Origin of the sequence: Nitrosomonas sp. (assembly GCF_040240425.1) — a bacterium.
Lineage (GTDB): Bacteria > Pseudomonadota > Gammaproteobacteria > Burkholderiales > Nitrosomonadaceae > Nitrosomonas.
The window spans coordinates 26,102-39,559 of the sequence record NZ_QPHG01000015.1; the positions used below are offsets into that span (position 1 = coordinate 26,102).

Annotated in this window: 12 protein-coding genes; 7 read left to right on the forward strand and 5 right to left on the reverse strand. The window is 48.4% G+C overall.

Translation table 11 applies throughout. The annotated features are described in order from the left end of the window. Positions 1-115: 115 nt before the first annotated feature. Positions 116-703, reverse strand: coding sequence for a PEP-CTERM sorting domain-containing protein (locus tag DU481_RS07525; protein ID WP_350133581.1), 588 nt, complete (start codon positions 701-703; stop codon positions 116-118). A gap of 1,077 nt (positions 704-1,780) precedes the next feature. Here DU481_RS07525 and DU481_RS07530 point away from each other — a divergent pair. The 3 genes from DU481_RS07530 (at position 1,781) to hflX (ending at position 4,694) form a co-directional block, all read left to right on the forward strand. Continuing rightward, positions 1,781-2,398, forward strand: a complete 618-nt coding sequence (locus DU481_RS07530; RefSeq protein WP_350133582.1) for a LexA family protein — start codon at positions 1,781-1,783, stop codon at positions 2,396-2,398. A gap of 271 nt (positions 2,399-2,669) precedes the next feature. Further along, complete coding sequence (locus DU481_RS07535) at positions 2,670-2,969, forward strand: sll1863 family stress response protein (RefSeq protein ID WP_090320702.1); 300 nt, start codon at positions 2,670-2,672, stop codon at positions 2,967-2,969. A 378-nt stretch (positions 2,970-3,347) separates the two neighbouring features. Then, the gene (gene hflX, locus DU481_RS07540) at positions 3,348-4,694 is read left to right on the forward strand and encodes a GTPase HflX (protein ID WP_350133583.1); all 1,347 of its coding nucleotides are present in this window, start codon (positions 3,348-3,350) and stop codon (positions 4,692-4,694) included. A gap of 64 nt (positions 4,695-4,758) precedes the next feature. On the opposite strand, the gene DU481_RS07545 is transcribed toward hflX, so the two are convergent. Next, positions 4,759-5,370, reverse strand: a complete 612-nt coding sequence (locus DU481_RS07545; protein ID WP_256206252.1) for a response regulator transcription factor — start codon at positions 5,368-5,370, stop codon at positions 4,759-4,761. Positions 5,371-5,372: 2 nt separating this feature from the next. Continuing rightward, complete coding sequence (locus DU481_RS07550) at positions 5,373-6,869, reverse strand: PAS domain-containing sensor histidine kinase (protein ID WP_350114944.1); 1,497 nt, start codon at positions 6,867-6,869, stop codon at positions 5,373-5,375. 523 nt (positions 6,870-7,392) lie between these two features. On the opposite strand from DU481_RS07550, the gene DU481_RS07555 reads away from it, so the two are divergent. Further along, complete coding sequence (locus DU481_RS07555) at positions 7,393-8,385, forward strand: sodium-dependent bicarbonate transport family permease (protein ID WP_350133584.1); 993 nt, start codon at positions 7,393-7,395, stop codon at positions 8,383-8,385. 223 nt (positions 8,386-8,608) lie between these two features. After that, on the forward strand, positions 8,609-8,941 hold the full coding sequence (locus DU481_RS07560) for a P-II family nitrogen regulator (RefSeq protein ID WP_350133585.1): 333 nt from the start codon (positions 8,609-8,611) through the stop codon (positions 8,939-8,941). Positions 8,942-9,049: 108 nt separating this feature from the next. On the opposite strand, the gene DU481_RS07565 is transcribed toward DU481_RS07560, so the two are convergent. Then, positions 9,050-9,196 carry a hypothetical protein gene (locus DU481_RS07565; protein WP_350133586.1) on the reverse strand — a complete coding sequence of 49 codons (147 nt, stop codon included), beginning with the start codon at positions 9,194-9,196 and terminating at the stop codon, positions 9,050-9,052. A gap of 160 nt (positions 9,197-9,356) precedes the next feature. On the opposite strand from DU481_RS07565, the gene DU481_RS07570 reads away from it, so the two are divergent. Next, on the forward strand, positions 9,357-9,857 hold the full coding sequence (locus DU481_RS07570) for an alginate export family protein (protein WP_350133587.1): 501 nt from the start codon (positions 9,357-9,359) through the stop codon (positions 9,855-9,857). 150 nt (positions 9,858-10,007) lie between these two features. On the opposite strand, the gene DU481_RS07575 is transcribed toward DU481_RS07570, so the two are convergent. Further along, positions 10,008-11,510, reverse strand: a complete 1,503-nt coding sequence (locus tag DU481_RS07575) for a PAS domain-containing sensor histidine kinase (RefSeq protein WP_350133588.1) — start codon at positions 11,508-11,510, stop codon at positions 10,008-10,010. 207 nt (positions 11,511-11,717) lie between these two features. Here DU481_RS07575 and DU481_RS07580 point away from each other — a divergent pair, with 207 nt between their 5' ends. Next, positions 11,718-13,211, forward strand: coding sequence for an alginate export family protein (locus DU481_RS07580; protein ID WP_350133589.1), 1,494 nt, complete (start codon positions 11,718-11,720; stop codon positions 13,209-13,211). The last annotated feature ends 247 nt before the right edge of the window (positions 13,212-13,458 follow it).

The window sequence follows — 13,458 nt, forward strand, 5'->3', positions numbered from 1 at the left end:
GTAACGGTGTTTAACGGAAGAAATGTAAGAGTTTGCTCCTGAGCTGAAATTTCTTCCGTTAAACGATGGTTTTGTGGTTTTTTACCCAGCAAAATGCGATGGCAAGCACCGTTTTTTATGCTTGTACTGTGCGTTTATGGCAGTGAATAGAAACCAGACTGCCAAGCCCAAACAGCATCAGCGCCCATGTGGCCGGTTCAGGCACTGCAGTAGTTGCCGTGTACTGAAAATCATCCAACAGATACCCATCCCCAGCAGTGAAATCGTCGAAAGTAATGCGTGCCATGCCGGTGAAGTTAAGATTGATAAATTCATCGGATGAGGTGACAGAACCGAGCAGGTTATTCGCTACATCAAATGCTTGTACAAAAATTGTATCAACTTCCGATGTATAAACACCACTAATCCAGTTGTGGAAAGTGAGACTGTTGGTCGTTGCTCCACCTAATAACTCCATCGTAATTTCTTGCCCATCGTGTAACGAGGAGAGTACTCGACTGGATCCCGATGGAAAAGGAGTGAGATCTCGAATTTGCGAGCCTAGTCCTGAAAAGCGCACACTGGTCCCATCAACAAGCAAAGTTGTCGTATTTCCCGCATAAGTACCTACCGGTTCACCCTGAAAATCGATAAGTGAAGCATTGGCGAGCGGGGCCGCGGCTATCGACGAGGCTATGACCAAACTACGGTATAAAGTATGCATGATATTTTCCTTATTAGAAATTTTAGAAAAAACCAAACTATATTAAAACATGGTTGTTTGCACGGCTGGGGGCTATCTAAGGCACAACGAGGTACAAAGTCGCGTACGAGATTTTGCAGATATTGACCAGGCCATATTGAGTTCATTTTGGCTTCTAAATCCAATCGTTAATGTACTGAATCTGACCTGGTCAGTGGTTGCCTGATAATCAATGTAATGCGATCGATGTCAAATTTTTGAATGAGATGTGAAAAAATCTTTACGGCAATTATCAATAATGCCGGATTCCAATTCAATAACAATGCTTTTGCGGTTTTTGTGAAAAATTACCTGCTTTGATTCCCGTTACTGCTGCCGCATCAAGCTATCCGCGTGATCTGTGCGAGCGATTACCTGATTCATCTGGGGGCAAACAACAAGATCAGGAAGAATCAGAAAAGCGGGGGAGCGGCACCGGAATAAAAATTGGGTTTTGGTCTTTTATGAATCGATATTTTGCATTTTGTTGATCTATATCAAGAAAATTGACCTTCGTGAACGGATTTCTTGATCTGAATCAATAAATGGGGTGCCGGTTTGCTTGAAAATGCAATCTCCACTAATTGTTAAACGACGGAGATAATCATGGAAATGTTAGACAGAGAAGATTCTATTACATTTAAAAAACTTGGTTACAATATGACTTTTATCGGCGCAGTCGCAGTAGCGTTGATTGTTATCTCAATATACTTCTCGTAGGCAATCAACGTAACGCTTGAATCCCTTCATTTAAGTGTTTAGTGAACTACCTCACCCCTTGGGGTGAGGTAAAATCCATACCATCGCTGCGATGAAGCGTGAAAGCTAATCGCCAGCGATATCAATCCCGGTCAGAACTGTATGATTACCAGAATGCATTGAAAGCCGAGCACCGGGTATTTTGTGATTTCAGTCAAGAAAAGCTCCAGTGTTGATTGATCCGGAATGCGCAGGGCCGGAACATTCTACGCTTGATGTTCATCCTTGCACGAGACTATTTGACAGCACTATACAAGGCATGTTTGAATATCGCCACGAATTTCAACGGGAGTGTCAAACATGTCAAATCGTGGCGGAAAACGCGAAAATGCAGGCAGGCCGCGCGGCCAGGGTAAATTTGGCGAGCCGACGACAACGATGCGCATACCGGAAAGCCAGACAGCAACGATAAAAAGTTTCTTGGAAGCTTTCCAGCGCAAAAGAGCGAATGGCGATCGCGATATCTCGGTTGTCAATATTGAAGAGAATGAGCTGCTTGTTCCCGAGATTAGCGCGCAACCGACCTTGTTGCCGCTTTTTTCCACCAAAGTGGCGGCGGGATTTCCGAGTCCGGCGGATGATCATGTCGAAAAACGTCTGGATGTCAGTGAGTTTCTGATTGATCATGCAGCATCGACGTTCTTCGTAACGATCAAAGGGGATTCGATGATTGACGTGGGTTTGTTGCCGGATGATAAGGTGGTGGTGGATAGATCAAGAACGCCGGGGATGGGTGACATTGTGCTGGCAGTGGTGGATCGTGAATTCACCATCAAAATTTTGGATTACGGAGCGAACAAAATGCCCAGGCTTATGCCGGCTAATTCATCGGGTGCTTACAGACCGATTTATATCCGTCCGGATATGCAATTTGAGATTTTCGGTGTTGTCATAGGATCGTTTCGCCGCTTCAAATAAGTCGACTGCTGCCGGTTTTGGCTTCGCAGAAAGCAAATCACTTGATTGCATTCCGGCTTGACATCAACAGTAATAGATCTAAGGAAACGCTGAAACATCCAGTACTTCCTAAACAAATAATTCGCTGTGTGATCTGGATGTGTTTTTCATGATTCCTGTATCATATGAGAAATAAACAACGAATTATTTTAAGTGAGTGAAATGCTACCGAAGCCGCAAATAAGCCGGAATGATCCTATCAATCTAATAATATTCAAAAAAGGAAAATGTGATGAATGAAAAAACAGTGAAAGAACAATTGCAAGCTGAGCTGACAAACTTGCAGTCATTAGTCGATGAAGTCAAGTTACAAATGCACCTTGGCGCGAAAGAGGCGCAGGATAATATTCGGCCATACCTCGAGGAGCTCGAGCTGGAGTTAAGCCAAGCGAAAAGAAAATGGGATCAGTTTGAAAACAGCTCAGAAGGTGCATGGGAAGACATTCAAACCGGACTCAGAAAATCCCTAAAATCTATGCAACAAGCTTTCGAAAAAGCAAAGAAACATTTTCCAGAGCAAGACAAAAAGTGATCTTTTTTTAAGGATTGATTGATTTAAGGATCAATCCATTCACTATGCGGAAATTCTGATGTGGTTAGTCTCTACGGGTTTAGTCCCCCTGTGGGGGCATACCAAAACCTCTAACGTCCAGCACAAAATCCCTGGCATCGTGCAGCGGGAGATTCGTAAGCAGCAACCGAAGGACCGCAACAAACAATGGGAAGCGAGGCCCAATGTAGAAATCAGCGTACAATTCCCGCTACCAAACCGAAGCCGGTCGAGATCCGCTAAAATCCCGCAAAATAAGATTTTAGTTTCGCCCTTCTAATCCGCATCGGTTCCGGTGCAAGCAGCAACAGTTTTTTACAACATTATTCACTTCCATTGCTCAAGAAGCGCAATTTCCCAATGTCCATAGAAACCAAAGAAAAACCCAAGTTTGCTGTCGCGGCGGCGGTTCAATTGCCGAATGTCAGCGATATCGAGTTCGAGTCGTCGCTGGCCGAGCTGCGCGAACTTGCAAAGACGCTGGGTTACACAGTCGTCAACACGTTCGTGCAAAAACGCGCCAGCTTCGACACGACCGCGTACTTGGGCGTTGGCAAGCGTGAGGAAATCCGCTGCTACGTGAACAACGATTCCGGATCGGATGAGCCCGAGGAAATAGCTATCCGTCCTGATGACCACGACATCAGCGCTCTCCTGGTCGATCACGAGATCTCACCGTCGCAGGCGCGTAACCTTGAAAACGAGGTCGGTTGCGAAGTGATGGATCGCACCATGGTCATTCTTGAAATTTTTCACCGCAATGCCCGCTCCCGTGCGGCGCGTGCCCAGGTGGAAATCGCGCGTCTCGGTTACATGGCGCCGCGCCTGCGCGAAGCCGCCAAACTTGCCGGGCCGCAAGGGCGGCAACGCAGCGGTACCGGCGGGCGGGGCGCGGGCGAATCGCACACCGAATTGGACCGGCGCAAGATCCGTGATCGTATCGCCGAATTGCAACAGGAAATTGTCGCGCTGGAAGCCGAACGCAAGATCCAGCGCGCGCGGCGGCAAGAGCGCCAGGGACTCGCCAGCGTCGCGCTGGTTGGTTATACCAATGCCGGTAAATCCACCTTGATGCGGGCACTCACCGGCAGCGAGGTGCTGGTTGCCAACAAACTCTTCGCTACGCTCGATACCACGGTGCGGGCGCTTTACCCGGAAAGCGTGCCGCGCGTGCTCGTCAGCGATACGGTCGGCTTCATCAAAAACCTGCCGCACGGGTTGGTCGCTTCGTTCAAATCCACACTGGACGAAGCGCTCGATGCATCCTTACTGCTCCACGTCATCGATGCCAGCGACCCCGGATTTGAGCGCCAACTCGCGGTTACCCAGCACGTGCTTGAAGAAATCGGCGCACATGACGTGCCGCGTATCCGCGTATTCAACAAGATCGACCATGTCGGCGATGCAACGGCGCAAGCCGAATGCGAAACTACCTTAAGTGCCCGTTATCCGGATTGCGTCGTGATGAGCGCGCGCCGTGCCGATGATGTTGCGAGATTGCGCCAGAAAATCGTTGAGTTTTTCCAGCAGAATCTGGTTGAAGCCGAACTTTTTCTGCCTTGGTCGGCGCAACAGCTACGCGGCGCGATCTACACGAATTGCCAGGTGCTGACGGAACATTCGGACAATGAAGGCACTTTTTTCCGGGTTCGTAGCGAATCCGCCACCATCGAGAATCTGCGTGAGCAATTTAGCCGCGCATCATGAGTTTAGCGTCTTTTGCAATCCCGTAATGGGAAAGTCTCGGATTTTTATTGCCCGGTCGAGCCGCTTATTCGCTTAACTCGCTTTCGCGTGCAATGCGCGCGAGATCCAGCAAATTATTGGCGCCGGTCTTTTGCATGATCTTGGATTTGTGGATTTCTACCGTGCGGTAGCTGATGCCCAGATAAGAGCCGATTTCTTTATTGGAATGTCCTTGCACCGCGAGGAGCATGACTTCCCGTTCACGCCGGGTGAGCTTTGTCAGGCATGTGGTTATTTCCCGGTTTTGCGTGGCGTCACTCAATCGTTTCTTGGCTTCGGTAAACGCAGCACGCACGCAAATCAAGAGTTTCTCCCGGATCACCGGTTTGGTCAAGAAATCGATCGCACCGCCTTTGATCGCCCTGACACTCATGGGAATGTCGCCATGCCCGGTAAGAAAAATGACTGGCAGCAAAATCTTACGCCAAGCAAGCTCTTCCTGGAGTTGCAAACCGTCCATTCCGGGCATTTTCACGTCAATGATGACGCAGCCGAAAAAATTCGGCTGATAAGCATTCAGAAAGGTTTTTGCGTTCTCGAAGGATTGTACGTGCATACCGGCTTGTTCGATCATCAGCGTAAGAGAATCGCGCACGGCTGCATCGTCATCTACGATAAAAACGGTGGGTTCCTGCATGATCATGGTCCAAAGGGGAGGGTGAAATGGAATTTTGCGCCTGTTTTTGCATCGGAATCAACCCAGAGTTGACCGCCGTTGTCCTCGATCAACGCACGGCTAATCGAAAGTCCCATACCGATGCCGGATGGCTTGGTGGTAAAAAAAGGCTCAAATATGCGCTTTGCTACCACTTGATCAAATCCCGGGCCGTTATCCTGCACGATCACAACCGCGACATCCTTATCATTGACAGTCTGCACCGTGGTGGTGATCGTCAGAATCGGGAAATCTATGTTGCGCATTGCTTCGATAGCATTTCTGAAGAGATTGACCAGAACTTTTTGTATCTGCGTGCGATTACACTGAACAGCAGGGAGATTCTGCTGCAAATGCAATATCGGGTGAAATCTTCCGTAGCCGTCATTGTATACAATGCTCAGCGCGCCATGAATGACATCGGTCAGATTCGACCGTTCGGTCATCAATTCGCCTTTTTGCAGAAAAGCCAGCAGTTCGTGCAAGCTGCGTCCGGCCCGCTGGGCTTGTGCCACGCAACCTTCCAACGCGCGCTTTAAATTGTCCGCGCTGAAGCTGTCGTTTTGCAGTGCGTGCAGTACTACCTCGCTATAAGCGGAGATTGCCGCCAGCGGCTGATTGAGTTCATGCGCGATTGCGGAAGCCGTGCGTGCCGCCACTTGCTGCTTGAGAATATTTTCGGTTTCGTTGCGGTGCACTTGCAGTTTTTTCTGGATATTTCGCTGCTCTGTAACGTCGCGGGTAACGCCTATCAGGCGGTGTGGGTACCCGGCTTCAAAATATACCCGGCCCCTTGCAGATATCCAGCGTTCAACGCCATTAATGGGATTGATAATGCGGTATTGCGCTTTGAATTCGCCATTGCTGTTGGGATCCATCGCTTTATCGATAGCCGCTTGCCGCGCCTCGCGATCTTCCGGATGTATTGCGGCTACGAATTCTTCGTAACTGACGGTTTTCTCGGAATGCTTGCCCCAAAGCTTGCGCATCTGCCTGTCCCAATAAATGATATTGCGCTTGAAGTCGTAGTCAAAAATGCCCAAGCCGGCTGCTTGCTTGGCTAAACGCAGGCGTTCCTCGCTGGAACGTAGCGCATCTTCGGTATCGAGACGCCGGTTAGCGATCGTGAATAGGATAAGGATGAACAGTTGTTGTCCCGTTTTTATGGGGCTGAGACTGATATCCAGTAATATTTCTTTGCCATCGCGGTTTAATGCGATCAATTCATTGCCAACGCTCAAGGAGCGCTTTACCGGCCGGTTCAAGAACAGCCGTTGATAGTAGCGGTACTGTTTGCGATAGCGGGGTGCGATCAGCATTTCGATGGCCAATCCTTTCATCTCATCCGCGCTGTAACCCAGCAGTTGTTGTGCTGTCGGATTGGCCAGGACGATATGTCCCGTGTTCTCAGTCAACAGCATCGCATCCGCCGCTGCATCGAACACTGTCCGGAAATTCAAACTTTTCACTGCGCTATTCACATTGTTTTCCTGCTGTTGAATTCGAGTGCGTACCGCGGTAAAGCTTACGATAAAAACCTGTAATTTTCTATCAATTTATTGATATGTAAGGGGTTGCCCTTACGTGTCAGCACGAATATTGCCCCCTGTTTTTCTCTTGTAGGATTTGCCAGGTAGGAAATATGACGCGAGTTTGCCCACCATTTCGTTCCGTTTGCATCGCTTCAGTTTGCTGGTGGGCTTTTTTCAAGCGTGCGGATTGTTGGAGGCCTTAACCGCGTTCAGCGGCGCGTTGTTTTCACTACATGATATTAAAACCCTTTAACTGTTTGGAGAAACGAAATGAGTAGAAAAATAATAGCTTACGGACTTGTTCTGGCTACGCTATCCCTATTGCCTGGCCAAATATTAGCTGCCGGGCAGGTGCAGGCGAGTTGTAAAGAGAGTACGGTCAAAGCTAAAACAAGTGCCGATACGACACTCCCCGATGTAACACGTAGAGTCTCCCTCGTTTAATAATTATTCGTATAAGAGGAGTGTAACCATGTCTCTGTCCAGTCTTCTCGTACCGGCGATACTTTTTTTCGCGCTGGGTATGTTTGCTTGCCTCATCAAATCGGATCTGAAATTTCCGCCCGATATGCACAAGATGATCGTCATTTATTTGCTGATCGGTATCGGACTTCATGGCGGCAAAGCGCTTGCAGGATCTGATATGGGATCCGCGCTTCCTGCCGTATGGGCGGCGCTTGCATTTGGTTGCGGATTGCCCATTGTGGCTTATATTATTTTGCGGGCGCTGGGAAAAATCGATCCGCTCAATGCCGCAGCCATTTCCGCGCACTATGGTTCGGTGAGCGCAGGAACCTATATGACGGCAGTTGCGTTCCTGGGGGGCATCGGCGTGACGTATGAAGCCTATCCCGTGATCATGCTGGCGATCATGGAATCACCCGCGATCATGATCGGTTTAGTGCTGGCTGGCTATTCCCGGAAAATTTTGGGTGGAGCCACCAAAGCCGACAAAGGAATGTATAAGCATCTGATCATCGAAGCCTTTACCAACGGTAGTATTCTGTTGCTGTTCGGTTCGATGGCGATCGGCTGGGTAGTTTCCGATCCGAGCTACAAGAAAATTGAACCATTCTTTGAACTCATTTTTATGGGTGCGCTGTGTATATTCCTGTGCGATATGGGGATGGAAGCCGGGAAAAGGCTATCGGAGTTTAAAACCGTCGGTATTTTTCTGGTCTGTTTCGGTATTGCGATGCCATTGATTGGTGCGGTATGCGGATTGTTCGTCGGTCACTTCCTCTTGGGATACTCAATCGGTGGTATCACGCTGGTAACCGTACTCGCAGCCAGTTGCTCCTATATCGCGGTGCCGCCGGCTATGCGCCTTGCGATTCCGGAGGCGAATCCATCGTTTTATCTGACGCTGTCGCTCGGGGTGACTTTCCCATTCAACGTGGTGGTCGGTATTCCTATGTACTATGCGGCTGCCCAGTACTTGCACGAGACTTATTATCCGTGGTGATGGACATTTCCGCGGCTGGTTTGGTTACGCATGATTGAAAGCATATTGGGTATGGGGCAGCGATGCGATGATGAGTCGCTGCCTTCCACGGCACGGAATGTTTCAATCAAAAAAAGTACCGGCTGGAATGTATCAGTGATTGAAATGACTCGGGATAGCCTCAGGAACTGATCCGGAATGTGCTGAGCCTGAGTATAACGACATAAACAATTTTGGGAGAGAAATGATGGTGTTAAGACCAGATATTTTAGCGACGATGAAGCGCATCGAGATCGTCATTGACGAAAAGTCACTGGATGATATGCTGAAGCTGCTTCGGGATGCCGATGTGCGTGGCTACACAGTCATCAAAAAGGCAGGAGGGCTGGGTTCAACCGGTGAGCGCAACCCGGATGATTATGTGCTGGAAGAACATAATGCAGTGATGGTTCTCGCCTGTGAAGAGGACCAAGCAGAGAAGGTCATCATGACGCTTCAACCGAAACTAAAAGATTTCGGCGGCATGTGCCTGATCTCCGATTGCCAATGGGTGATAGGGCCGGCCATTTCATTTTAACCGGATTACTATCACCTCTTGGACGATTAGTCCTTGCGCATCAAACAGAATCCTGGCTGCGATCAGCCGGGATTCTTCATTCACTCATTCCAATCTTGTTCTGTAATTTTAAAAAACCGCGTAATCAATCGCGAAGGTGCGGTGCCGATCGGCTGCTGCACCTGGCCGAATGACAGATTTCAAACCGGCTAGCGCGCTTGTCCGCAACGTCTTTGCGTACATTCGCCCCGTGCTGGATGCTGATCTTCGTTTCATCGCTATCACGCCTGAATGCCCAACCATAAGGCGTATAAGGGTTTGCGCTTAAGTGCTCGCACAGATTTTTCAACCTGTTGTTCTCACGTAGTATTCAAAACAGCTGAATAGATTAAATCGCCGTTTTACTCGAGAAAACTACTAGAGGAGGTATAACAACATGGCCTGGAAAAATGTTATGGTTACTTGCTGGATGGTTTTTTTCATTATCGGATGTTTTTTATGGAGCCCGCACTTATTTGCGGTGGAAGCGGAAAAAGCGAAGGCAGACAAGACAAAGAAACCATTCGTTGTCGTTCAAAACAAAACCGTGTCGGCCAATGGAGCCAATGGTGCACCTTTCAGCGTGCTGGAAACGCTCGGGCATACGCGCTTTGACTTCGATAATCTGACATTCGAAGTCGGCCGTTTCATGATGGACTTGGGTGAAGCCCGCCTGGTAGGGGAACACCGTTGGGGAACCTTATCACCTGCGTTCGACGGTTTGCACTTCATGATGGGCAATACGGATACAAAATGGAGTTTGCGCGTATTCGGCTCTCGGCCAGTGCAACGGGATCCGACATCACTGGACTGGAATACTCCCGAAATTTACTTCTCCGGCGCTTATGTTACCAACCGCGATCCGCGCTGGGTTAACTTCGACGGTTATTTCTTGTAGTTGAACGAAAGCGATAAACTCAGACAACGCAACTTATCGACCACTGGTTTCAGGCTGTTCGCCCATAGCCATCACGGCGAGGTCGGGTATAGTTTCAATACGCCGATGCCGTTGCGGGCCCTTTAATAAAAGCGGTGAGTTCCTGCATGATCATGCTACAAAGGGTAGAGTAAAATAAAATTTGGCGCCCGGTTTCGCGTCGAGATCAATCCATAGCTGACCGCCGTTGGCTTCGATCAATGCACGGCTAATCGTAAGCCCCATGCCGATACCGGACGGCTTGGTGGTAAAAAAAGGCTCAAATATGCGCTTTGCCATAGTTTGATCAAGACCGGGCCCGCTATCTTTTACTATCACTAACGCGATGTTCTTTTCATTCAAAGTTTGCACTTTGGTGGTGATCGTTAAAATTGGTGCATCGACGGTTTGCATAGCTTCTACAGCATTCCTAAAGAGATTCACAAGAACTTTCTGCACTTGTGTGTGATTGCATTGAACAGCGGGAAGATCTTTTTCTAAATTCAGCTTCGAACGAAATCTTTCATATCCGTCGTTAGAAGCGATATCCAACGCTTCACGTATTACATCATTCAAATCTAGCGGTTCGGTTAACAACTCGCCTTTTTGTAAAAAAGCAATCAATTCGTGCAGGCTGCGGCCAGCGCGCTGCGTTTGTTCCACACAACCTTCCAGCGCTTTTTTTAGATTCTGCACATTAAGGTCATTGTGTAATGTATGCAGTACTACTTCACTATACGCAGATATCGCGGTCAGTGGCTGGTTAAGTTCATGCGCAATAGCTGAGGCTGTATGTGCAGCCACTTGTTGTTTGAGAATTTTTTCTGCTTCGTCTCGCTGCATTCCCAGTTTTTTCTGGAGAATTTTCTGCTCCGTCACATCCCGGGCAACGCCCACCAGCCGATTTGCACAGCCAGCTTGAAAATACACCCGCCCCACTACGGAAATCCAACGTTCAGTCTTATCATCAGGATCAACGATGCGATACTCCGCTTTGTACTCACCGTGACTGGCAGGATCCATGGCATAATCAATTGCTGCTTGTCTATCCGCACGATCTTCAGGGTGTATCGCAGTTACAAATTCTTTGTAACTGATGATTCTGCCGAAATGCCCGCCCCAGAATTTGCGCATCTGCCTATCCCAATAAACGATACCTCGTTTGAAGTCATAGTCAAAAATGCCAAAACCAGCTGCCTGCTTGGCCAATCGTAAACGCTCTTCGCTCGCTCGCAGCGCATTTTCAGCTTTCTGGTGTTGCCTGGAAGCTGTGAATGTGATTAAGACGTAAAGCTGCTGCTGAATTTCTAGCGGACTGAAACTCACATCCAGCAACATTTCCTGTCCACAACGGTTGAGTGCTATGAATTTATTGCCAACGCCCATAGGAAGTTTGGCTGGTTTATTGAAAAAAAGCATTTGATAATACCGGTACTGCTTCCGGTAACGTGGAGCTATTAGCATTTCAATTGCCAAACCAACGAGTTCGTTTTCTTTAAAATCGAATAATTGTTGTGCGGCCGGGTTTGCCAACACGACATGACCAGCGTTCTCTGTCAACAGCATTGCATCCGCTATCGCATCAAACAATGTCCTGAAATTTAAGTTCTCAATTGTTTCGATCAAATTATGCATCAACTATATAGTTCGGTTTCCTGGCACAGAAAAGATTACGTTAAAAACTGATTTTTCTCTATTAATTTCTATAATGTAAGGGATAACCCTTACGTGTTTGCACTTACGCGCTTATCCGTATATTGCTATTTTTTATACACAAGTAATATCCCTACCGAAATAAATTTTTTTGTACGCTAATCAAAACTAAATAGGAAGAGGGAAAGAATGACTTGGAAAAATACGCAACTCACCCTTTGGATGGTTTTTACCATTATTGGGTCCTTATTAGGGAGTATTAATTCATTTGCAGCGGAAGTGGAAAAAGCGGAAGCGGATAAGACAACGAAACCATCGGTTGTCGTTCAAAACAAAACCGTGCCAGCCAATGGAACCAATGGTGCACCTTTCAGCGCACTGGAATCACCTGGGCGTACGCGCTTTGACTTCGATAATCTGACCAAATTGATGGAGGATCACAAAACGCCGCTTGCCGCTATGGCGCCCGATTGGCTCAATGTGGCGATCGAACACCGTACTCGTTACGATGTATACGATCACGGTTTTACCAAGAATATTCCGGGATTCAATGATCAGATTCATCAACGTACCCGGTTCTTATTTGAAATCAAGAACATCATCGATCCGCTGAAGTTTACGCTTGAGTTGACCGATATTCGCGCCCCTCTGGCTAACTTCGGGCAAGACCATAACCCGACTATGGCCGATCATTTTGACTTTACCCAACTGCATCTCGGCCTGCACGACAAAAACTTTTTGGGTACGGGCTATGCGGCGAAATTCGAAGTCGGCCGTTTCATGATGGATCTGGGTGAAGCCCGTCTGGTAGGGGGACACCGTTGGGGTACCTTGTCGCCCGCGTTCGATGGTTTGCACTTTATGATGGGTAATACCGATCAAAAATGGAGTCTGCGCGTATTTGGCGCCCGACCGGTGCAGCGGGTTACGACATCATTAAACTGGAACACCCCCGAAACCTACTTCTCCGGTGCTTACGTCACCAACCGCGATCTGCGCTGGGCTAACTTCGACGGTTATTTCTTGCAGTTGAACGAAAGCGATAATCTCAGGCAGCGGAATTTATCGACCACCGGTTTCAGGCTGTTCGCCAAGCCTGCGAAAGGCAATATGGATTATGAGATTGAATCCATGTATCAGTTCGGCGATACCCGGAATAAGAGCGTGTTCGCCCATCGTCATCACGGCGAGGTCGGGTATAGTTTCAATACGTCGATGCCGTTGCGGGCCCTTTATTTATTCGATTTTGCATCGGGAGATCGCGATCCGGATAAGAACTTTGACATTTTGTACGCAAAACGACGGGTCGAGTATGGTCCGACCGGTATGTTCGGGCCGTTTTTCCCGTCCAATCTGATGTCGCCGGTCGGTTTCCGCGCCACGCTCGTTCCCACACCCACCGTGCGCCTGATGATGTCGCATCGTGCATACTGGCTAGCGGATAAACGCGGCGCGTTTGTCGGCAGCGGCCTGCAAGATGCGACCGGCGGAGCCGGCGGTTTTCTGGGCCACATGCTCGATGTCAGTTTAGGCTGGGATCCGCAGTGGAGTTACATGAAGCGGATGAGCTTCGACTTTGGTTATAGCCATTTATTCAAGGGTGATTACTTCGATAAGGTTCCATTCAGCCCGGGCATGAAGGACACCAATTACGGTTACACCATGGTGACCTTCAAGTTTTAACGTTCATATCCATTCGGGAACAGAACGGCTCCTTGCGCTACGCTTAAGGAGCCGTTGATGCATAACGAAGATATAACTATCTTGCACATTGCACATACTCAGAAACTACTCTAATTCTTCGTGATTGCCCAAGCCATTCCAGTCATGTGAGCCTCTCAACCAGTTGCCGCATTTTCCGGTAAACTAGCTCGAATCCGCTTGCCAAGGCGATATCGATCATTCGTGCACTATTTTTTTCAGTGATCAA